The following is a 20,421-nucleotide window of genomic DNA, read 5'->3' as shown; positions in this document are numbered from 1 at the left end:
TAGTCTTTAAGCATGATCAACGTGCTCGTCGCTGATGACGAACTGCCCGCCGTGGAGGAGTTGGCCTTCCTGCTGGGGCGTGACGGCCGGATTGGCGCCATCCACCGGGCATCGTCCGGTGCCGAGGCCCTCCGCACCCTTGAGAACGAGTCCGTTGACGCTGTGTTCCTCGACATCCACATGCCCGCTTTGTCAGGCCTGGATATCGCCCGCGCCATTTCCCGCAGCAGCAACCCGCCCGCCGTCGTTTTTGTCACCGCAGACGAAGACTGTGCCCTGGAGGCTTTCGACCTCGCTGCGATCGACTACCTGCTCAAGCCTCTTCGGGCGGAGCGCCTGGCCCGTTCCGTGGACCGGATCAGCGAGCTCATCAAGGATGGCGCCCCGGCCCCTGAGATGATCACGGTGGACCTCGGCAGCACCACCCGGATGATCCGCCGGGACGACGTCAGCTACGTCCAGGCCCAGGGTGATTACGCCCGGCTCCACACGGCCGAGGCGAGTTACCTCATCCGTGTGCCACTCAGCGACCTCGAACAGCAGTGGGCCGAGGCCGGCTTCATCCGCATCCACCGCAGTTATCTGATCGCCCTCAACCACGTGGGACACCTGAAGCTCTCGGCGACCGGTCCCAGTGTCACACTGGCGGGCGCCGAGCTGCCCATCAGCAGGCGGCACCTGCCCGCCGTCCGTGACAAGCTGCAGGCCACTCGCCCCCGGCCGCAAGGATGACGCGCGTTCGGGTCACGGCGCCACGGCAGGCGGCCAGGACGGCCCCCGGAAAGCCCCTGGATGCCGGAGAGGACTCCGATGCCGGTCAGGTCTTCATCCGATCGTTGGTCCGTTCACAGCTGCGCCTGGCCTTGGTGGTGGGCTGCGGCTTCCTGCTGATCCTGGCCGCCTTTGCCACCTTGCTGGTGTACGGACCCGGAATGGCCGAGACCCGCGTGTTCGGGATCCCCCTCGACTGGCTCCTGCTGGGGGCAGGCATCTACCCGGTGATCGGCCTCAGTGCCTGGCTGTTTACCCGGGCGGCCGCACGGAACGAGGCCCGGTACCGCGACCTGGTGGAGGACAAGTGAATCCGGTGGTTGGCTTGACCGCCTTCGTCGCCGTTTCGCTCGCTACGGCGGCCATCGGCTTCTATGGGCTGCGCGTCTCCCGCACCACGGGCGACTTCTATGTGGCCTCCCGCACGGTGCGGCCGTGGTGGAACGCTTCTGCCATCGGTGGTGAGTACTTGTCCGCCGCGAGCTTCCTGGGAGTGGCTGGACTCATCCTGCTGTCCGGGACGGATGCCCTCTGGTTTCCGGTGGGCTACACCGCCGGTTATCTGATGCTCCTGCTCTTTGTGGCCGCTCCCCTGCGGCGCTCGGGCGCCTACACCATCCCCGACTTCACCGAGTCCCGCCTCGATTCGAAAGCCGTCCGGCGGGTCACCAGCCTGGTGGTGGTAGCAGTCGGCTGGCTGTACATCGTTCCGCAACTGCACGGCGCCGCACTCGCCATCCGCATCACCACCGGGCTGCCGTCATGGGTAGGTTCGACGGCGGTGGTGCTGGTGGTGTGCCTCACGGTCGTGGCAGGCGGCATGCGGTCCATCACGTTCGTCCAGGCGTTCCAGTACTGGTTGAAGCTGACTGCCCTGGCGGTTCCCGTGGTTTTCGTCCTGCTGGTGCTCGCGGGCAACGGCACCCCGCCGGAGGCGTCGTTGCCCGCCAATCCAACCGGCCAGGCTGCCGCAAGCGGATACCAGAACATTTCGTTGATGGTGGCCCTGCTGTTCGGCACCTTGGGTCTCCCCCATGTCCTGGTGCGCTTCTACACCAATCCGGATGGGCAGTCCGCCCGGCGCACCACCCTGATCGTGCTTGGACTGCTCTCTGTTTTCTATCTCTTCCCCACGCTGGCCGGGGCCGTGGGCCGCGTGTTTGCCCCGGACCTTGCCCGGGCCGGGCAGTCGGACGCCCTGGTGCTGCTGCTTCCAGGACGGCTGGTGGGCGGTCCTGCGGGCGACCTCTTGTCCGCCCTGGTGGTGGCAGGGGCTTTCGCCGCCTTCCTTTCCACCACCTCCGGACTGGTTGTGTCGCTGTCCGGGGTCATCAGCCAGGACCTTTTTGGAGGCAGCGTCCGCGGTTTCCGCCTCGCAGCGCTGCTGGCCGCCGTCGTTCCCTTGGGTTTCGCCCTCATGACAGACACCTTGGCACTGGCCGGAAGCGTAGGCCTGGTGTTCGCGTTTACGGCCTCAACCATCTGCCCCGTCCTGCTCCTGGGGATCTGGTGGCGCGGACTCACCGATACCGGAGCCATAGCCGGCATGGTGACCGGTGGGCTGCTGTGTGGCGGAGCCATGGTGGCCGGCACTGCACTGGGTGCGGCAGCGGCTCCAGCCTGGCTGGCCCAACCTGCCGCGTGGACCGTCCCGGCCGCCTTCGCTGCAACCATCGGCGTCTCCTTGGCTACCAAGGGCAGAATCCCGTCATCAGTGAACCGCGTGATGACCCGGCTCCACGTCCCCGAACGGCCCGTGGCCACGGAACGCCCCTGACCGGCACCCGTTGTCCGCGGACCGCACAAGGTGGAGAATGTGGCCATGTCCCAACAGCCGGGACCGGCCGAAACCGAACCGCCCGCCGCCCAGCCGCCGTCCTCGCCCAGTATCAGGGCCCAACTGCTGGCCACGGAACACTGGAGCCTGCTGGCTTCCCGAAGCACCACCCAGGGCGAAGTCCTCACCCGCATCAGCATGTTCCTCACCTTCACCTCGGCGAGCCTGCTCAGTGTTGCCTTGGTGGGTAACGCCACCCAGTTCTCGGACGCCTTCCGGGCCTTCGCGCTGACCATCCTCAGCATCGATGTGCTGGTGGGACTGCTCACCCATGTCCGCGTCATGAGCGTCGGCATGGAAGACCTGATGTATGTCATCGCCATGAACAGGCTTCGGGCGGCCTATGTGGACCTGGAACCCGGCATCGCCCCGTACCTGATGGCCGCCTACACCGACGACGAAGCAGGCGCCCGGCGCTCGTATTACTTCCTGGGGGCGCGCAGGGACTTCACGCAGGTTGCCGGAAGCAGCATGGTGTTCATGGGCACGGTCAATGCCGCCCTCATCGGACTGCTGGTGGGGTCTGCACTGCTGATTGCCGGGGTGGCCATGCCCTTGGCTGTTGGAACAGCCATTGTTGCGGCCTTGGCGTTCTTTGCCACGTCACTGTTGCGTGGAAAGCGTCGGTACGACGAGGTCTGGCGGAACAACCCGCCGATCGCGCCAGGTCGCCGGGTTTAGTCGATGGCGGCCATCAGCTCGACCACGCGGTCCAGGAAAGCATCCACCTGGGCCTCCTCGTAGCCGGCATCGCCCTTGGCTGCGCGGAACACGGCACGGCGGACGGTATCCACGCTGAGCGCTTGGTCGTTTTCCAAATACCCGATGAGCTGCACGCACAGGGCGTCGACGTCCTGGACGTTGTAGCTGCGGACCTTCTTGCGGGCGGGCCGCCGGAAGCGTTCACCGTCCGGCCGGTGCAGGCGGCCCCGGAGCACCCCGGAGAGCTTGCCGATCTGGCGCAGCCAGGCTTCCTCGCCCTGTTGGTTGATCAGGTCATCGCGTTCCCTGCGCGCAAAGGCATCTTCAAGACGGTCCAAAGCGGCATCAACACTGTGGGCGTCATAGCCGCCCTTGACGGGATCGAATGCTACATCGCGTACATCGCTGCTGGCCACGGGCTCCGCAGCTCCAACAGGATTCTCGAACGAATTGCGGGCGCGGTTCAGGAAGGCGTCCACCTGCTTGGCGTTGTAGCCGTACTTGCTCCGCTCCACGCGGTCGAACGTTGCGGGAATCTGGCGTCGAATATCCAAAGCCATCAATTATCCTTCGTTGGGTTGTCAGACGCCGCTGAGCAGCGCGAACAGAACATAGGCCACGGGGGCGGCGAACACGATCGAATCCAGGCGGTCCATCACGCCGCCGTGTCCCGGGAGGATGCTGCTCATATCCTTGACGCCGAGTTCGCGCTTGACCATGGACTCCGCGAGGTCGCCGGCCGTGGCAGCGGCAACCATACCGATGGCCAGCACCAAACCAACCCACCACGGCTTGTCCAGGATGAAGAGGCACGCCAGCACGCCAATCACCATGGCACCACCAACAGAACCGGCGAAGCCCTCCCAGGATTTCTTGGGGCTGATCTTTGGCGCCATGGGGTGCTTCCCGAACGACGCTCCCACGATGTACCCGAAGGTGTCATTGGCTACGACGAGCAACAGCATGGTGGCGATCTGCCAGGCCCCGCCGGGAATGCCCTCGGGCCAGAATCCCACCGGTGTGGCGCCGCCGCTTGAATGCAGGGGCAAAGCCGCGAAGCTGATGAGGAACGGCACCCACGCAAGAGTGAAGACTCCCGCGAAGACACTGCGCGGCGCACCGGCGGCGCTTTCGATGGACCGCCACAGGAGCACGGCCACGCAGCTCGCCACCATGGTGAAAAGCAGGCCTTCGAGACCACCAAAGAACGCCGAAACAGGCAACGCGAGGGTACCTGCCATCACCGGAACCACGGGCATACGGGTACCTTGGGCTTCAAGTGCCCGGAAAACCTCCCACACACCCATCACCGCGAATGCCGTCACCAGGAGGACAAAGCCGAGGGGCAGGAACAGCAGTCCCCCCAGAACGGCGATGAGCATGGCAAGTCCGACGCCGATGGCGGCCGGCAGGTTGCGGCCCGCCTTCGGCGTGGGGTTTCCGCGCGGACGCCTGGCGTCCTTGCGGGTTTCGCGTGTCGGGGCCCGCTCAGCGGGCGCCGGCTCTGCCTGGTTCATCAGACCTCGAGCAGCTCGGCTTCCTTGCGCTTGAGCAGCTCGTCGATGCTGTCGACGTGCTGCTTGGTGAGGGCGTCCAGTTCCTTCTCGGCACGTGCGCCCTCGTCCTCGCCGGCTTCGCCGTCCTTGACGAGCTTGTCCAGGGAGTCCTTGGCCTTGCGACGGATGCTGCGGACGGAGACCTTGGCGTCTTCACCCTTGCCCTTGACGATCTTCACGTACTCCTTGCGGCGCTCCTGGGTGAGCTCCGGGATGGTCACGCGGATGACGTTGCCGTCGTTGGACGGGTTGGCCCCAACCTCGGAATCGCTCAGGGCTTTCTCAATATCGCGCAGGGCGGACTTGTCGTAAGGGGTGATCAGGATGGTGCGGGCATCCGGCACCGCGAAGGAAGCCAGCTGCTGCAGCGGAGTGGGCGTGCCGTAGTATTCCACGATCACCTTGTTGTAGAGCCCGGGGTTGGCCCGGCCCGTACGGATCGAGGCGAAATCCTCCTTGGCTACCTCAACCGCCTTGTCCATCTTTTCGCCGGCTTCGAGCAAGGTTTCTTCGATCACGGGGTCTCTCTCCTCAAATAGTCGCTGCCCGGCTTCGGGCGGCCATGCACAGTAAAGTTCCGCCACCAAGGGCGGATGGTCCTGGAAATATCCTAGCCGCTGCTACGGAGTAACCAGCGTTCCCAGCGTTTCTCCGCGGATGGCGCGGGTAACGTTGCCCTCGCCTTCCATGCCGAACACCACCATGGAGAGCTTGTTGTCCTTGCACATGGTCATGGCAGTCTGGTCCATCACGCGGATGTCGCGGCGCAGGGCGTCGTCATAGCTGAGGACGTCGAGCTTCTCGGCGGCCGGGTCCTTCTTCGGGTCTGCGGTGTAGACGCCATCCACACCGCTCTTGGCCATCAGGACCACGTCGGCGTGTACCTCGAGGGCACGCTGCGCGGCAACGGTGTCCGTGGAGAAGTACGGCAGGCCTGCGCCGGCACCGAAGATGACCACACGGCCCTTTTCCATGTGGCGGATGGCACGGCGGGGAATGTAGGCCTCTGCCACCTGGCCCATGGTGATGGCGCTTTGGACGCGGGTCTCGACGCCGGCCTGCTCCAGGAAGTCCTGAAGGGCAAGGCAGTTCATGACCGTACCGAGCATGCCCATGTAGTCGGCACGGGAACGGTCCATCCCGCTCTGCGAGAGTTCAGCGCCACGGAAGAAGTTGCCTCCGCCCACCACGATTGCTACTTCGACGTCGGAAACAGCGGCGGCGATCTGCTTGGCAATGGCACGTACGGTTTCGGGATCGACGCCGAGCTTGCCTCCGCCGATGACCTCGCCGGAAAGCTTCAGAAGCACACGGCGGCGGGTCTTCTCGGGCTGGATTGCAGTGTTGTCGGTTTCCATGGTGCCTTCCCGTTGGTGGACTTTGGCTAGATTACAGTGCTGTGGGTCCGTACAGGTACTTACCCGGACGGGTGCATGAAAAAGGGGCGGCCACCGAAGTGACCACCCCTTTTCATGACTTGCTAGTTTCCGACGCGGAAACGGGTTACTGCGGTTGCCTTGACGCCGGCCTCTTCGAGGACCTGTGCGACGGTCTTCTTGGAGTCCTTGGCGAATGCCTGGTCCAGGAGTACTTCACCCTTGTAGAAGCCGGTCACGCGGCCTTCGACGATCTTGGTGAGGGCTGCTTCCGGCTTGCCTTCGGCCTTGGCGGTCTCTTCGGCGATGCGGCGCTCGGACTCGACGAGCTCGGCCGGAACGTCCTCGCGGGTGAGGTAGTTCGGAGCCATGGCTGCAACGTGGACAGCGACGTCGTGTGCGGCGGTGGCAGCGGCTTCGCCTTCACCGTCAACAGCAAACAGAACGCCGACCTGTGCCGGGAGGTCCTTGGAGGTCTTGTGCAGGTAAGCGTCAACCGTGGTGCCCTCGATGCGGGAGATACGGCGGACAACAACCTTTTCGCCGAGGACTGCGCCCTCTTCGATAACGACGTCGGCAAGCTTCTTGCCGTCGACCTCGGTGGCGAGCAGGGTTTCGAGGTCGGCAGCGCCGGACTCGACTGCTACGTTGAGGACCTTGTCAGCCAACTGGATGAACTTGTCAGCCTTGGCGACGAAGTCGGTCTCGCAGTTGACCTCGATCATTACGCCCACGCCGCCGGTGACCTTGGCAGCAACCAGGCCCTCCGCGGTGGAGCGGCCTTCACGCTTGGTAGCGCCCTTGAGGCCCTTGATGCGGATGATTTCGATGGCCTTCTCGGCGTCACCGTTGGCCTCGTCAAGAGCCTTCTTGACGTCCATCATGCCGGCGCCGGTGCGCTCACGCAGGGCCTTGATGTCAGCAGCAGTGTAGTTCGCCATGTGAACCCCTCTGTGTAGAAATTTTTGTGTTTACGTACTGACAGGACGGCAACCCACCCCGTGGGCCGCCATCCTGTCAGTTGCCCCCGATGCGGTGGCCCGCCTCAGGGAAGGTCCAGATTTACTTGGCTTCGGCTTCGCCGGCTGCAGCCTCAGGAGCCTCAGCTGCTTCAGGAGCTTCGGCTGCTTCAGCGGCCGCTGCTTCTGCCTTGCTGCCTTCGAGGAGCTCGCGCTCCCACTCCGCCAGCGGCTCTTCCGGAGCTTCGGTGGTGCCGGTAGCGCGCTGGTTGCGGGCGATGAGGCCCTCGGCAACGGCGTCGGCAACAACGCGGGTGAGCAGGTTGACGGAGCGGATGGCGTCGTCGTTGCCCGGGATCGGGAAGTCGACCTCGTCCGGATCGCAGTTGGTGTCCAGGATGGCAACAACCGGGATGTTCAGCTTCTTGGCTTCGTCGACAGCCAGGTGTTCCTTCTTGGTGTCAACAACCCACAGAACGGAAGGAGCCTTGGTCAGGTTGCGGATACCACCGAGGTTGGACTCAAGCTTGGTGAGTTCGCGCTTGAGGAGCAGGAGCTCCTTCTTGGTGTAACCGGAGCCGGCGACGTCCTCGAAGTTGATCTCTTCGAGTTCCTTCATGCGCTGGATACGCTTGGCGACGGTCTGGAAGTTGGTGAGCATACCGCCCAACCAACGCTGGTTGACGTACGGCTGGCCAACGCGGGTAGCCTGCTCGGCAATTGCTTCCTGAGCCTGCTTCTTGGTGCCAACGAACAGGACGGTGCCGCCGTGGGCGACAGTAGCCTTGACGAACTCGTAGGCGCGGTCGATGTAGGACAGCGACTGCTGGAGGTCAATGATGTAGATGCCGTTGCGCTCCGTGAAGATGAAGCGCTTCATCTTCGGGTTCCAACGACGGGTCTGGTGTCCAAAGTGGACGCCGCTGTCAAGCAGCTGGCGCATGGTTACGACGGGCATGCCGACGCTCCTTCCGGCAGGTCATTCATGAGAGAGCCCATAGGGCTGCTCTTACCCTGCCAATAGTTGACGGTTGTTCAGCCGCTGCCCGGACGGGCACGGCTCCTGGTATCCATTGCACTTCCCATCCGGCATGGTTCATGGCCGGACCGCAGGAGGCACAATCCTCCGCAGCCTGAAGCCACAAGGCTTCGCTGGTGGAGGGCTGGATACGCGTAGTCAGCCTGAGTCCCCCGCACATCTGAATGAGACATGCTCCTGAACAAGCTTGAGGGCACAGCAAACTGCTCCACTTAGTGTACTACAGCGGACCCACTCTTTTGACCGGCCATCGAGGCCGCTTGTCCACATAGGGCGCCGCCCAGATGGCTCCACGCCCCGGTGTGCGGAAGCCTTGGGGAATGGCCATCACCAAGCTCATTCCACTGGTCCTTGCCGCCCTGCTGGCCGGCCCCATCGATGCTCCCATCCCGGCTCCGGCACAGCAACAGTGGGCGTGGCCGCTCGCCCCCAAACCATCCGTCCGGCGGACCTTTGACCCGCCGGACAAGCCATGGCTCAGTGGCCACCGGGGCGTCGACCTGGGACCAAAGCACGACGCCGGTTTGGTCACCACCGCCTTGGAGGTCACCTCGCCGGCAGATGGCACCGTGACGTTTGCCGGGGTGGTGGTGGACCGGCCCGTCCTCACCATTGACCACGGCGGCGGGCTCCGCAGCAGTTTTGAACCGGTGACCAGCGAGCTAAAGCCCGGCGACCACGTAGCCAAGGGGGACGTCATCGGCACCGTGGCCACCATGTCCGGATCAGGCCATTGCCCCGGCACATGCCTGCACTGGGGTGTCCGCCGCGGCGAGGAGTACATCAACCCCCTGGGATTGGTTCAGGACCTCAGGCCCTCCATCCTCCTACCGCTGGACTGAGTGCCTCAGACGATAGCCGAGACTCCCGTGATGGCGCGGCCGGTCACCAGGGTGTTGATCTCGTGCGTGCCTTCATACGAGTAGATGGCCTCGGCGTCAGCGAAGACTTTGGCCATGCCGTAGTCCGTGACAATGCCGTTGCCACCAAGGATGCTCCTGCCCAACGCGACGCTTTCGCGCATGCGGGCAGTGGTAAAGGCCTTTGCCAGCGCGGACTGTTCATCCCGGGCCACACCGGCGTCTTCCAGCTGGGCCAACCGCACCATCATGCCCATGGATGCCACCGCGTTGCCCAGGATCTGGACCAGCTGGTCCTGGATCAATTGGAAGGCTGCCAAGGGACGGCCGAACTGCTGGCGCTCCACGGCGTAGCTGCGGGCAATGTCGAACGCCGCAAGCTGCAGCCCCACAGCTTGCCATGCAACGGCCAGGCGCGTGACCTTGAGGACCTTGTTGGTGTCGCGGAAGCTGTTGGCATGGGCAAGCTTGAAGAACTCCGGGACCACTACATTGTCCAGCGTGATGTCGGCATTCTGGACGGTGCGCAGCGAAATCTTGTTCTCGATCTTGCTGGCGGAGAAACCCGGAAGGGATGTGTCCACCAGGAAGGCTTTGACCTGGTTGTCCTCCACATCCTTGGCGTAGATGACCACCCAATCAGAGAAGGTGGCGTTACCGATCCAGCGCTTGGCGCCGTTGAGTACCCAGGTGTCACCCTCGCGCCGGGCGGTGGTCCGCGTACCACCGGCCACATCGGATCCGCCGAGCGGCTCGGTCAGGCCGAATGCGCCAATCTTCTTCAGCGCATAAATGTCCGGCAGCCAGGCAGCCTTCTGCTCCTCGGAAGCCAGGGCTTCTATGGAGCCCGTGAACAGGCCATCGTGGACGCCCATGAAGGTAGCGATCGACGCATCTGCCCTCGTGACTTCCGCATGGAGGATGCCGGCGAAGAGGTTTGAATAGCCTTGCCTGCGGACGGGGCTCACGAGGTCGAGCTCGGCAAGTTTGGGGATCAGTTCCATGGGGAATTCCGCGCGGTTCCAGCAGTCCACCGCCACGGGCTTGACCTCCCGTGCAAGGAATTCGCGGACTTCTGCCAGACGGTCCTGCTCCTTGCCGGTCAGCAGTTGCTCGAACGCATAGAAGTCGCCGTCGGCATACGGAAGGGTGGAGGGATCGAAGGCGGGGTTGGGCATGTTCTCTCCTTCAGGGAGTGGTCCGCGATGACCACAGCAGGGCAGTAGAAGTTACCGATGAGTATATGTTACTGACCAGTAACATACCTCATCGGTCCACTCCCCCGCAACGCAGAAGACCCCGGACAGCAAAGGAGCCGCGGCCGACGTCTTACGTCAACCACGGCTCCCGTGAGGTAGGGCTACTCGGACTTGAACCGAGGACCTTAGGATTATGAGTCCCGCGCTCTAACCAGCTGAGCTATAGCCCCGTGGATGCCCGGGAAACCGCCGCAAAGCAACTGTTCCGGGCAAAGCACTCCAGCAATTCTAATAGCTGTGAAGGAGTGCTTTGGTCACACCACCTTGTCCTCGTACGTGGCCCCGCGGTACAGGTCCTCGAACGTCTCCAAGGTGCCGTTGATGCTGTGTGGCTCAACCATTTCGCGGCTGACTTTACCCATGGCCTGCAACTGGTCCTCCGGCAGTTCCACGAGCTTGGTGATCTTGGCGGCCAACTCAGTGCTGTCGTTCGGCGTGAACAAGTACCCGTTCTCGCCGTCACGGACCAGGTGCGGCAGGGCCATGGCATCGGCCAGGAGCACAGGCGTGGAGGCGGACATTGCCTCGAGCGTTACGAGGGATTGCAGTTCAGCCGTGCCGGGCATGCAGAAGATGTCGGCCTTGATGTAGGCCTCGCGCAGGTCTTCGTCGCTCGCGAGGCCCAGGAACTTCACCCGCTCACCCAGTCCAAGCCTTGCGACCTGGGCTTCGAGGGCAGGACGGACTTCACCGCCGCCAACGATCTCCAGGTGGACGTTGAGTTCGCGCGGAGTCTTTGCGATGGCGTCGATCAACACGTCCACGTGTTTCTCTTCGGCGAGCCGTCCGGCGAAGAGAACGGTGGGGTCGGCGTGCCGCTCAATGGTTTCCCCGGGTTGGAGTTCGTAGGCCGCGGAGTCGATGCCATTGGAAAGCGGCAGGACCTTGCGGAGGAAGGCGTGCTGGTGCATGGCCTTCGCCGCCAAGGGCGTGGGCGTGGTGACCACCTGGGCCTGGCCCATGACCTTGCCCATGTCCTTCCAGGAGATCCGGCCGACGATGTTCTTGAACCACTGCGGGAAGGGAAGGAACGGGTTCAGGTTCTCCGGCATGAAGTGGTTGGTGGCTACGATCCGGATGCCACGCTTCACGGCCTCGTACAGGACGTGCTCGCCGATCATGTAGTGGCTCTGGATGTGCACCACGTCCGGCTGGACCTTGTCGAAGAGGAGGCTGATTTCCTTCTTGATCTCCCACGGAAAGCAGATCCGGAAGTACTCGTGCGTGGGGACGCTGTGCGAACGGAGACGGTGGACGGTGGCCTCGTCACGGAATTCCGTGAAGCTCTTGCCCTTGTCCTGCCGGCAGGCCAGCACGTGCACGTTGTGACCGCGCGCCGTCATTCCCTTGGCCAGGCGGTAGCCGAACTGTGCGGCGCCGTTGACGTGCGGCGGGTAGGTGTCCGCCGCGATCAGGATGGTAAGGGGTTTGTTGGTGTCGGGAATGGTCACGATGGAGAACTCCTGATGGTCACGGTGCGGACAGCATGAGTGGTGGCAATGCTGCGGTGTCGCCGGTTTGCCGGTCCGCCGAGGCGGTGGCGCAAGGTACTGCACTCCCCTAGGCCTTCCGGTGGGGTCCCTTCGCGTCCTTCTTGCGCTTGGTGACTTCCGGGTGGTGGCGGCTCAGGGCAATAACCCCCACGATAGCAAGGACAGCCGCCGCAGCCATGGCGATTGCCATGACGGCGTGGACATCGGGACGAAGCTCACCCAGGATGACGATGCCGATCGCAATGCCCACCATGGGGTCGATCACAGTCAGTCCGGCGATGACCAGGTCGGGTGGACCGCTGGAGTAGGCGCTCTGCACGAACCACGAGCCCAGGCCACCGGCCGCGGCGATGGCAATCAGGGTGTACCACTGGACGTTGAGCAGGAACAGTCCGTTGGGATCCAGCAAATGCTTGCCGATGATGCGGGTCAGGACGGCGACGAAACCGAACAAAACGCCCGCGCCGAGAATGTAGACGAAGGCACTCATACGGTGTTTGAAGAGGACAGCGAGTGTACCGAAGACCCCAACCGCCAGGGCCAACAGCAAGACGATCGTCAGTTCATCGTCACCGCTGACGTGATGGTTTTCCTGCGTCACAAACACAGCCAGCAACACAAACAAGGCCGAGCCCGTGACGCACGCGCTGATAGCTACCACGGTGGCTCGGTTGATGCTGAGCCCTTGGTCCTTGGCGTTGACCACCGTGGTGATGACCAAGGCGATGGCGCCGATCGGCTGGACCACCGTCAACGGTGCAGAAACCAGGGCGATCGCGTTCGAGGCCATGCCCAGGCACAACAGCAGGAGCCCGAACATCCAGCGCGGATTGCGAAGCAGTCGGAGGAAGCCGTTGGAGCTCAGCGCCAGGCCTCCGGTATCGGCCTTGACCGCGCTGCCTTGGCGCTGGGCGCCGACGGCGAGGAAGAATGCGCCAAGCACCGCAAGGAAAACCGCAAGCCACACCATCAGCCGCGTCCGCCGTCGTCGTTCTGCAGTTCCTTGCCTTTCCGCAGGATGGCCCAAAAGTAGTTGTAGGCAGCGATCCAGTGCCCCACAAGCCCCATTCCGAGGAACGTCCAGGCGGCAACGAAGTACACGTCCGTGAAAGGCAACGGCAGCTTGGACAGCACCAGCAACGGGGTCCCCAACAGCAGCAGGGCCGTGCGGATCTTGCCCACCACGCTGACGGGCAGGTCCGGGTGGTTCCGGAAGTAGATCAGTGAAGCTATGGCCAGGACTGCGTCCGGAACTACCAGCGCGGCCAGGTACCACCACTGCACGACGCCGGCAATCGCCAGGGTGACCGCCACCGCGATGAGGGCCGCACGGTCCGCCATGGGATCCAGGATTCGGCCAAGTTTGGACGTCTGGTCGAAGCGCCGGGCGATGTAGCCGTCAACCCAGTCCGTGCTGCCCATGACCACCAGGACCAGGACGGCAAAACCGTACTCTTTCTGGGCAAGGACCAACCAGACGAAGAGCGGGACGCCCATGAAACGCAAAACGGTCAGGACATTGGGAACCGTGAAAATGAGGTCATGATCCACTTGGGGACGGTCAGGGCGTGATCCAGCACCGATCAGCCTCATCATGTCCCCCTTCCCCTCGTTTTCAGTGTGTGCGGTGCGTCAGAGTGCTATTTCTTCAGCAACTTGCGCAACGCGAACACAAAAACGGCTGCGGCTGCCCCGAAGGCGGCCAGGTCCTTCCAACGGGCCTTGAGGCGCCCAGCGAGGTCCTCGGGGACGGATTCGCTGACGCCGGCGAACCTGGCGGCGGCGAACTCCCGTCCTTCCTGAAGCTTTTGGTTGGCGCTGTCCACAAGGGCCTGGCCCTGCTTCTTGACGTCCAACTGCTCACCAAGTTCATCGCGGACACCCGTGAGGTGCTCACGGCGCTTGTCCAGCCGGCGGCGCAGTTCGGCCTCCGTGGGTGCCTTGACCGCGTCGGCTTCCTTGGCAGCTTCCTTGGCTGCTTTCTCTGCCTTGGCCTTTTCAGCCGCAGCCTGTTTCGCGGCCTTTGCCGCATTGGCTGCAGGCGAGTTGGGATCAAGGATGGATTCGTCGAAGGCCGAACCTTCCTTGGCGATGCCAAGATCATGCTTGATGCCGCGGATGGTGTCCTCGGGAACCAACGGCATGGCCTTCTTGAACTTGGCGACCCCGATCAAGGCACCGAGTGCCACGATCAACAGGAAAACAGCGGAAACGATCAAAGCGGCCAACCAGCCGGGCATGATGGTTGCCAGGCCGAGGATGGCGGCCACCACCAGGGCGATGACCAAAAGTGCCAGGAATACCAGTGCGACGCCGAAGAAGGCACCGGCGATACCAACCTGCGTCGCCTTGCGCTTGAGCTCGACTTTGGCCAGCGCAATCTCGTCGTTGAGTTGCCGTGGAGCCAACCGCGCAACAAGCTTGAGGGTTTTCGGCAAAGTACGGATGGCCGGACCTCTGCCTGTCCGGCTGGTGTGACGTCCACTCATGGGTTCCGCCTAACTGCTTCCTCTGGGCTTCGTGATGGGCAAACGCGGCTGAAAAGCAGGCCACGGGCACCTGACCTCAAAACTATCATTCAGGTTCCTGCTCACCTTCCGCGTGCCAGTGCGCGGCGCGCCCCTGCAGGGCTAAAAAATCTGATGTTTCGGCCATAGGATAGATGATCGTGACGAACCCCATAGCCCCGGGCGATTCCCTGAGCCGACGCGAAAAACTTGTCTACATACTTCTTCTGGGCGCGCTCACAGCGCTGGGCCCGTTTACGGTGGACCTCTACCTCCCGGCATTCCCGGCACTTGAGGATAGTTTTGGCGTGTCGGCGGCGGCGATCCAGCTCACACTGACGGGCACGACGGTCGGTTTCGGCCTGGGCCAGTTGGTGGTGGGCCCCTTCAGTGACAAGTTCGGGCGGCGCCTTCCGTTGATCCTGGCAACGGCTGTGCACATCGGATCCTCTCTTGGTGCCGCCTTGTCCACCGACATTGGGCTGCTTTCGCTGTTCCGCGTGCTCATGGGCATCGGGGCTGCGGGCGGCGGCGTGGTGGCGATGGCCATGGTGCGCGACTTGTTCCACGGCTATGCGATGGTCCGGATGTTCTCCCGGATGTCACTGGTCAACGGCCTTGCCCCGATCCTGGCACCGATCATCGGCTCACAGCTTCTGCTGGTATTCCCCTGGCCCGGCATTTTCTACTTCCTTGCCTGCTACGGCACGCTGGTAATCCTTGCCTCCATCTTCTTCATCAAGGAAACCCTCCCCGCGGACCAGCGGGGGAAGTCCGATGCCACGGTGGGACAGCGGTACAAAACTGTCCTGACTGATCGAGTCTTCGTGGGCATGCTCATGGTGGGAAGCCTGAACTTCGGCGGCTTGTTTGCCTACCTCTCGGCATCGACGTTCCTGTTCCAGGACATCTACGATTTCTCCCCGCAGGAATACGGCATCCTCTTCGGAGTCAACTCACTGGGCATCGTTGCCGGTGTACAGATCAGCTCCCGGCTGATCAAGCGGGTTGCGCCGCAGTGGATCGTCGCCGGCGCCACGGTCTTCCTCCTGCTGATGGCCGTCCTCATCATCGTCCTGGACCTCCTGCACGTTGGCCTGTGGGGCATCCTCATTCCGTTGTGGTTCTACATCTGTGCCACGGGCTTCATGTTCCCTTGCGTCCAGGTGTTGTCGCTGGCAAACCACGGCGCCCGCGCCGGAACCGCAGCATCCTTGCTTGGCGCCTCGCAATTCACCATGGCAGGCATCGTTCCGCCGGTGGTGGGCTGGCTTGGCGTGAGCTCGGCCGTCCCCATGGGTGCGGTCCAGGCAGTGTGCATTGCCGGAGCGATCGCCGCGCTGTGGCTGGTGGTCCGGCCGCGTACCGTGCCGTCAATCCATTGACACTGCAGCCCTCCATCTGCTGACAGGACCGACGACCTGGCCATGACTGTCACCACCGCCCCGTAGGCTGGGACCATGACGAAAAAACCGCACCGCAACGGCCGGGGACTGTTCCTCGGAGCCGTGCTTGGCGCCGTCGTCGGGGCGCTCTTGGGCCGGCTGGCCGGTAGCGCGCTCTTCGGCGCGATCCTTGGCGCGGTCATCGGAGCCGCCGTGCTGTACCGGGTCAACCCCGGCCCCTGGAACCGGCAGTAGCCACACCTCCCCATCCGGGCGCCGGCAAGGCAGAATGGTGGCCAGCCGGGGATACCCGTGCAACACCTGTGAAGGGGACATCACATGAGTGCGGCTGTGGGCTTGAGGGGTACGGTACGTGGCGCGGCTGCCTTGCGAAGGTTGCCGCTGACGCTGGGACTCATCGCGGTCCTGTGGATCATCGGGGCAGCAACGGGAAGCGTGCTGGCCGGGCCAAGCGAGCCACTCCTGGAGCAGGTGGGCCTGGGCCTGGCCGTGGAACCTGGACCGTGGTGGTCCGTTTTCACCTCAGGATTCTTCGCGTCATCGCTGCTGGACTACCTGGCTTGCACGGCGATGATCCTGGTTGGCGTGGGAATCGCCGAACGCACCATGGGACCATGGCTGGCGCTGGCCGCTTTCGTGGCAGGAACGGCGCTCAGCGCCTTGGTGGTGGTTGTCCTGGTGGAGTTCGGTACGGACAACAGCGACCAGTGGCTCAGCTTCCTGGGCGGCGAATACGTCGTGGGTGCCTACGGTGGAGCGGCGGCGGCCCTGGGATGCTCGACGGCGGCACTTGAGGCGCTTTGGCGGCGGCGCCTCAGGACGTGGTTGCTTGCCGCCACGCTGATGTTCGCCTTGTTTGTTGGCGTGGCCCAAGCGCTTCAGGCCTTGGCTGGTGCCGTGATCGGCATCCTGGCAGGTTGGGGCATCCAGTCCCTTGTCCTGCGGCGCAAGGCAGGCTCCTTCCATTCCTCGAGCCTCCGCGAAACCCGGTTCCTGGTAGGTACCGTGGTTGGCGTCTTCGCGTTGGGGCCGCTGCTGACCCAGGTGACGGGAACGTTGGACGTGGGGCCGCTCTCCGTCGTGTCCCAGGTGATGTTGCAGGCCAGTCCCACCATGGACGAAGTCCAGGAAGCCTGCGACAACGACAAGAGCTGCGTGACCCTGCAAAGCGTGGTGGGCGTCCAGAGCTTCGGGGCCACCATCCTCACCGTGATCCCTGTATTGCTGCTCCTGGTGTGTGCGGAAGGGCTCCGAAGGGGACGCCGGCTGGCCTACAGGCTCACGCTGGCCATCCAGCTGTACCTCGCCGCCGTGACGACGTTCACCATCGTCCAATACGCCACCGACCCGGAAGTGACGCTGGGCAGCGATGACGTGGGATTCCTGCTCCTGTACGCTGTGCCGGCCATCCTGGCACCGCTCATCATCGCTTTCCTCCTGCTCGGCAACCGCCACAAGTTCCGCGTCGAATCAAGCGACGCGGGCTACCGGGTCCTGGGCAGGACCACCTTGGCCATGACCGGCGCAGCGGTGATCCTCTACGCGGCCGCATGGTTCCTTGAAGGAAACCCGGACCGTTCCACCCCCTGGGACCTGCTGGGCCAGTTGACGCACATCCTGGTCCCTTTCCCGGTCCCGTTTGTTACCGAGCTCCCCCAGGGGCTTTTCAGCACTGTCCTGTACGGCCTTGGAGGGGACATCATCTGGCTGTGTATTTTGCTGTTGGTGCTGAACAACTTCCAGCGGTTCAGGACGCTCGCTACGGATCCGGCCGCGGACCTGGGGCATGCCCGCGAACTCATTCACGACGGCGGCAACTCGCTTTCGTGGATGGCGCTCTGGGACAACAACCAGTACTGGTTCACGCCCGACCGCAAAGCAGGCCTTGCCTACCAGGTCCACAACGGCGTGGCCCTCACGGTTGCGGGTCCCTTCGGGGCCAAGGAACACCACTCCGGCGCGGCCACCGGGTTCCTCGCCCATTGTGCAGCCCAGGGCCTTACGCCCTGCTTCTATTCGGCCACCGACGAGCTGGACGCAGCGCTCATGCCCCGGGACTTCCGCAAGCTGGAGGTGGCCGAAGAGACGCTGCTGAACGTACAGACCATGACGTTCAAGGGCAAAGAGTGGCAGAACGTCCGGACAGCATTGAACCGGGCGGAGAAGCTCTCCATCAAAGACCACTGGCACCACTACCACCTCATGCCTCCCGGCATCCGCGCGCAGCTTGCGGAGATCTCCGAAGAGTGGGTCGCTGACAAGGCCCTCCCGGAGATGGGCTTCACCCTGGGTGGCCTCGATGAGCTGAAGGATCCCGAGGTGCTCTGCTGCGTGGCCGTGGACGACGACGGCCTGGTGCACGGCGTCACCAGCTGGTTGCCGGTCTTCAGCGATGGCGTGGTGACCGGCTGGACCCTGGACTTCATGCGGCGCCGTACCACGGGATTCAAGGGCGTCATGGAGTTCCTGATCGCATCGGCCGTGACCCACTTCAAGGAAGATGTCCCGCAGATTTCCTTGTCCGGCTCACCCCTTTCCAACACGGGCTCCGCACCGGACGAGGGCGACCACAGTGCACTGGACCGCGTCCTGGCGCTGCTGGGCAATGCCCTGGAACCGATGTACGGCTTCAAGTCCCTCGCGGCCTTCAAATCGCGGTTCCAGCCTGAGCACCGCACCCTGTACATGTACTACCGGGATCCCCTGTCCCTGCCGGCCATCGGATTGGCTGTGGGCTCCGCCTACCTCCCCGGCCTGTCCCCTGCCCAAAGCGCCGGATTGCTCCGCCAGATGGTAGCCCGGGAGGCGGCCGCATGAGCAAGGGACGGACGCGGCCGCGATGAACGACATCCTGAAAATCGAGATCACCGGCCCCGTGGTCATGACCATCGCCGTGGTGGTTGGCGTGGGCACGTTCCTGCTGCTCTTCCTCCGGCCCTCCTCGCGCTGGGCCATGACGGCGGTGCTGGGCATCTCCGTGGCTGCCTTGGTGGGCTGGTTGACGGTGTGGCTCGTGGAGGACGTCATGGACGTGTTCCACGTGGGCCTCACTCCCAGGGTGTGGTTCTGGGTCATCACGGGTTTCGCGGCCCTGGGGCTGGCTATTGTCACTTTCCGCCACAGTCCCCGGTGGCGGAAGGTTGCGGCAGCCATCTCCATTCCCGTCTTCCTGCTGGTCACAGCCCTGGGCGTCAATACCGAGTTCGGGCTGAACAACACCTTGGGTTCGGCACTGGGCATTCCTACCGAGGATCCCATCCAGCTGTCCAAACCCAACCCAGACGACCCCATCCCCACGGGCCCGCTCTGGCAGAGTTGGAAGCCGCCGGCCAACATGCCTTCCCAGGGCAAGGTGGGAACCCAGGTCATTCCGGCTACGGCATCCGGGTTCAACGCCCGCCCTGCCGGAATCTACCTGCCTCCTGCGGCCCTGACGGAGAATCCGCCCAAGCTCCCGCTCTATGTGCTCATGATGGGCCAACCGGGGCTGCCGGACCCGCAGTACGTGGCGGCGGCGTTGGATGATTTCGCTGCGAAGAACAACGGGCTCGCACCGATCGTGATCGTGGCCGACCAGATCGGCCCGGACCAGGACGACACCCTCTGCCTCGACACTGCCACCTACGGCAACGTGGAGAAATACATCAACGTGGACGTGGTCAACTGGGCCAAGGAAAACCTGAACATCCTTCCGGACCGGGACCACTGGACCATTGCCGGTTACTCCAACGGCGGGCAATGCGCCATTTCCTTCGCGGTGAAGTATCCAAAAATGTGGGGCAACGTGGTGGACATCTCAGGTGAAGAATTTCCCGGCGCCGAGGACCCGGCCGGCAACCTTGCGGAGATCTTCCACGGCGACCAGGCCGCCTACGACGCCCAAAAACCCATCAACATCATGAAGGGCAAGCAGTTCCCGGACACCACTGCGGTTTTCACGGCCGGCTCGGACGACGTTGTGTACGTTGCCGCTGCCAAGGCCGTCTCTGCCGCGGCGAAGGCCTCCGGGATGACGGTGACGTACTACGAGGTGCCCAACGGCGGACACGTCGGCATCGCCTTGAACGCCGGGCTGGTCAAGGGCTTCGAGGTCCTCTACCCGCGCCTGGGATTGTCCCGCTAAGCCAAGTCCGCCCCTGTTGTGGCGGGTGCCCGGACGATAAAGTTGAGGTGTGCCACATTGGCAAGAGCTGCAGCCGCTACCGGCACCATGGCAGCGTCGGGATGAGCGCATCCTGCCGCTGTGGTGGGACCGGCTGTGCTCCGTGACCAGTCCCCAATCAGCGGCCCTCTACGCCGCCGGCCTGTTCACCGACGATCGCCGCCGCCCCATCGCCCAGTGGTTCAATCCCGAGGCCGATGCTGCGCTGCTGGTGGCTCCCGAGACATCACCGGAATGGCCGGTCCAGCGGTTTGGTATTTTCTATGCGCCACCGGGCGGAGGCTTCACGCGCGTCTACTCTGCGCCCCATGAGTGGCACCCACGGGAGCCAAGGACTCCGCCAACAGAGCAGGAGGCTTTCCTTGCGGCGGTGGCCGAGGCCTCGCGCTTCCTCCAGGTGGAAATGGACTTCGTCTAGGCAAAAAATGAACCCCGCACCGGCGTGTAGCCGGTACGGGGTCCGTGCGCTCCTCCGACTGGACTTGAACCAGTAA

21 protein-coding genes and 1 tRNA gene are annotated in these 20,421 nt (G+C 63.7%); 10 read left to right on the top strand and 12 right to left on the bottom strand.

Features of this window, described 5'->3' with window-relative positions:
- Positions 1-12 precede the first annotated feature (12 nt).
- From ACIPY3_RS05950 to ACIPY3_RS05935, 4 genes are read left to right on the top strand one after another with little or no spacing between them, the layout of a single operon-like run.
- Positions 13-732 (top strand): LytR/AlgR family response regulator transcription factor, encoded by a 720-nt coding sequence (locus tag ACIPY3_RS05950; protein WP_400331314.1) that lies wholly within the window; start codon positions 13-15, stop codon positions 730-732.
- Positions 729-1,082: a hypothetical protein gene (locus ACIPY3_RS05945; protein ID WP_400331311.1), complete on the top strand. Its 354-nt coding sequence runs from the start codon at positions 729-731 to the stop codon at positions 1,080-1,082. Before ACIPY3_RS05950 ends, ACIPY3_RS05945 begins: the two co-directional genes overlap by 4 nt.
- The gene (locus ACIPY3_RS05940; RefSeq protein WP_400331308.1) at positions 1,079-2,548 is read left to right on the top strand and encodes a cation acetate symporter; all 1,470 of its coding nucleotides are present in this window, start codon (positions 1,079-1,081) and stop codon (positions 2,546-2,548) included. The genes ACIPY3_RS05945 and ACIPY3_RS05940 overlap by 4 nt, the downstream gene beginning before the upstream one ends.
- 45 nt (positions 2,549-2,593) lie before the next feature.
- Positions 2,594-3,289 (top strand): hypothetical protein, encoded by a 696-nt coding sequence (locus ACIPY3_RS05935; protein WP_400331305.1) that lies wholly within the window; start codon positions 2,594-2,596, stop codon positions 3,287-3,289.
- Here the strand turns inward: ACIPY3_RS05935 and ACIPY3_RS05930 are convergent.
- The 6 genes from ACIPY3_RS05930 to rpsB form a co-directional block, all read right to left on the bottom strand.
- Positions 3,286-3,870, bottom strand: coding sequence for a DivIVA domain-containing protein (locus ACIPY3_RS05930; protein ID WP_400331302.1), 585 nt, complete (start codon positions 3,868-3,870; stop codon positions 3,286-3,288). The two genes, ACIPY3_RS05935 and ACIPY3_RS05930, sit on opposite strands and share 4 nt — an antisense overlap.
- A 21-nt stretch (positions 3,871-3,891) precedes the next feature.
- Positions 3,892-4,827 carry a phosphatidate cytidylyltransferase gene (locus ACIPY3_RS05925; protein WP_400331299.1) on the bottom strand — a complete coding sequence of 312 codons (936 nt, stop codon included), beginning with the start codon at positions 4,825-4,827 and terminating at the stop codon, positions 3,892-3,894.
- Positions 4,827-5,384, bottom strand: coding sequence for a ribosome recycling factor (frr, locus tag ACIPY3_RS05920; RefSeq protein WP_397323913.1), 558 nt, complete (start codon positions 5,382-5,384; stop codon positions 4,827-4,829). Before frr ends, ACIPY3_RS05925 begins: the two co-directional genes overlap by 1 nt.
- Positions 5,385-5,486: 102 nt before the next feature.
- Complete coding sequence (gene pyrH, locus ACIPY3_RS05915; protein ID WP_397323912.1) at positions 5,487-6,224, bottom strand: UMP kinase; 738 nt, start codon at positions 6,222-6,224, stop codon at positions 5,487-5,489.
- Positions 6,225-6,346: 122 nt separating this feature from the next.
- Positions 6,347-7,183 carry a translation elongation factor Ts gene (tsf, locus tag ACIPY3_RS05910; RefSeq protein ID WP_400271383.1) on the bottom strand — a complete coding sequence of 279 codons (837 nt, stop codon included), beginning with the start codon at positions 7,181-7,183 and terminating at the stop codon, positions 6,347-6,349.
- Positions 7,184-7,304: 121 nt separating this feature from the next.
- On the bottom strand, positions 7,305-8,159 hold the full coding sequence (rpsB, locus tag ACIPY3_RS05905) for a 30S ribosomal protein S2 (RefSeq protein ID WP_400331295.1): 855 nt from the start codon (positions 8,157-8,159) through the stop codon (positions 7,305-7,307).
- Between the two features lie 401 nt (positions 8,160-8,560).
- Between rpsB and ACIPY3_RS05900 the strand changes: the two genes are divergently transcribed.
- A complete protein-coding gene (locus ACIPY3_RS05900) occupies positions 8,561-9,082 on the top strand; it encodes a M23 family metallopeptidase (RefSeq protein ID WP_400331292.1) in 522 nt (173 codons plus the stop codon).
- A 5-nt stretch (positions 9,083-9,087) separates the two neighbouring features.
- On the opposite strand, the gene ACIPY3_RS05895 is transcribed toward ACIPY3_RS05900, so the two are convergent.
- The 6 genes from ACIPY3_RS05895 to ACIPY3_RS05870 form a co-directional block, all read right to left on the bottom strand.
- The gene (locus ACIPY3_RS05895) at positions 9,088-10,278 is read right to left on the bottom strand and encodes an acyl-CoA dehydrogenase family protein (protein ID WP_400331290.1); all 1,191 of its coding nucleotides are present in this window, start codon (positions 10,276-10,278) and stop codon (positions 9,088-9,090) included.
- Positions 10,279-10,455: 177 nt separating this feature from the next.
- Positions 10,456-10,529 (bottom strand) — tRNA-Ile (locus ACIPY3_RS05890).
- Positions 10,530-10,613: 84 nt separating this feature from the next.
- Positions 10,614-11,810 carry a glycosyltransferase gene (locus ACIPY3_RS05885; RefSeq protein WP_400331287.1) on the bottom strand — a complete coding sequence of 399 codons (1,197 nt, stop codon included), beginning with the start codon at positions 11,808-11,810 and terminating at the stop codon, positions 10,614-10,616.
- 109 nt (positions 11,811-11,919) lie between these two features.
- Positions 11,920-12,822, bottom strand: a complete 903-nt coding sequence (locus ACIPY3_RS05880; protein WP_400331284.1) for a DMT family transporter — start codon at positions 12,820-12,822, stop codon at positions 11,920-11,922.
- Positions 12,822-13,445: a CDP-alcohol phosphatidyltransferase family protein gene (locus tag ACIPY3_RS05875; RefSeq protein ID WP_400331641.1), complete on the bottom strand. Its 624-nt coding sequence runs from the start codon at positions 13,443-13,445 to the stop codon at positions 12,822-12,824. The genes ACIPY3_RS05880 and ACIPY3_RS05875 overlap by 1 nt, the downstream gene beginning before the upstream one ends.
- A 47-nt stretch (positions 13,446-13,492) precedes the next feature.
- Entirely contained in the window at positions 13,493-14,341 is an 849-nt protein-coding gene (locus tag ACIPY3_RS05870) for a phage holin family protein (RefSeq protein ID WP_400331282.1), read from the bottom strand.
- A gap of 173 nt (positions 14,342-14,514) precedes the next feature.
- On the opposite strand from ACIPY3_RS05870, the gene ACIPY3_RS05865 reads away from it, so the two are divergent.
- The 5 genes from ACIPY3_RS05865 to ACIPY3_RS05845 all read left to right on the top strand — a co-directional run bounded on the left by ACIPY3_RS05865 (position 14,515) and on the right by ACIPY3_RS05845 (position 20,345).
- Positions 14,515-15,744, top strand: coding sequence for a multidrug effflux MFS transporter (locus tag ACIPY3_RS05865; protein WP_400331280.1), 1,230 nt, complete (start codon positions 14,515-14,517; stop codon positions 15,742-15,744).
- A 75-nt stretch (positions 15,745-15,819) separates the two neighbouring features.
- Positions 15,820-15,999 carry a glycine zipper domain-containing protein gene (locus ACIPY3_RS05860; RefSeq protein WP_400331277.1) on the top strand — a complete coding sequence of 60 codons (180 nt, stop codon included), beginning with the start codon at positions 15,820-15,822 and terminating at the stop codon, positions 15,997-15,999.
- Between the two features lie 84 nt (positions 16,000-16,083).
- Positions 16,084-18,582, top strand: a complete 2,499-nt coding sequence (locus tag ACIPY3_RS05855; protein ID WP_400331274.1) for a bifunctional lysylphosphatidylglycerol flippase/synthetase MprF — start codon at positions 16,084-16,086, stop codon at positions 18,580-18,582.
- Positions 18,583-18,604: 22 nt separating this feature from the next.
- Positions 18,605-19,888, top strand: coding sequence for an alpha/beta hydrolase (locus ACIPY3_RS05850; protein ID WP_400331272.1), 1,284 nt, complete (start codon positions 18,605-18,607; stop codon positions 19,886-19,888).
- A 49-nt stretch (positions 19,889-19,937) separates the two neighbouring features.
- Positions 19,938-20,345 carry a hypothetical protein gene (locus ACIPY3_RS05845; RefSeq protein WP_387433762.1) on the top strand — a complete coding sequence of 136 codons (408 nt, stop codon included), beginning with the start codon at positions 19,938-19,940 and terminating at the stop codon, positions 20,343-20,345.
- Positions 20,346-20,421 lie beyond the last annotated feature (76 nt).

The organism is Paenarthrobacter sp. NPDC089714 (assembly GCF_044748905.1).
GTDB lineage: Bacteria > Actinomycetota > Actinomycetes > Actinomycetales > Micrococcaceae > Arthrobacter.
This window is presented reverse-complemented; position numbering and strand designations above follow the sequence as displayed.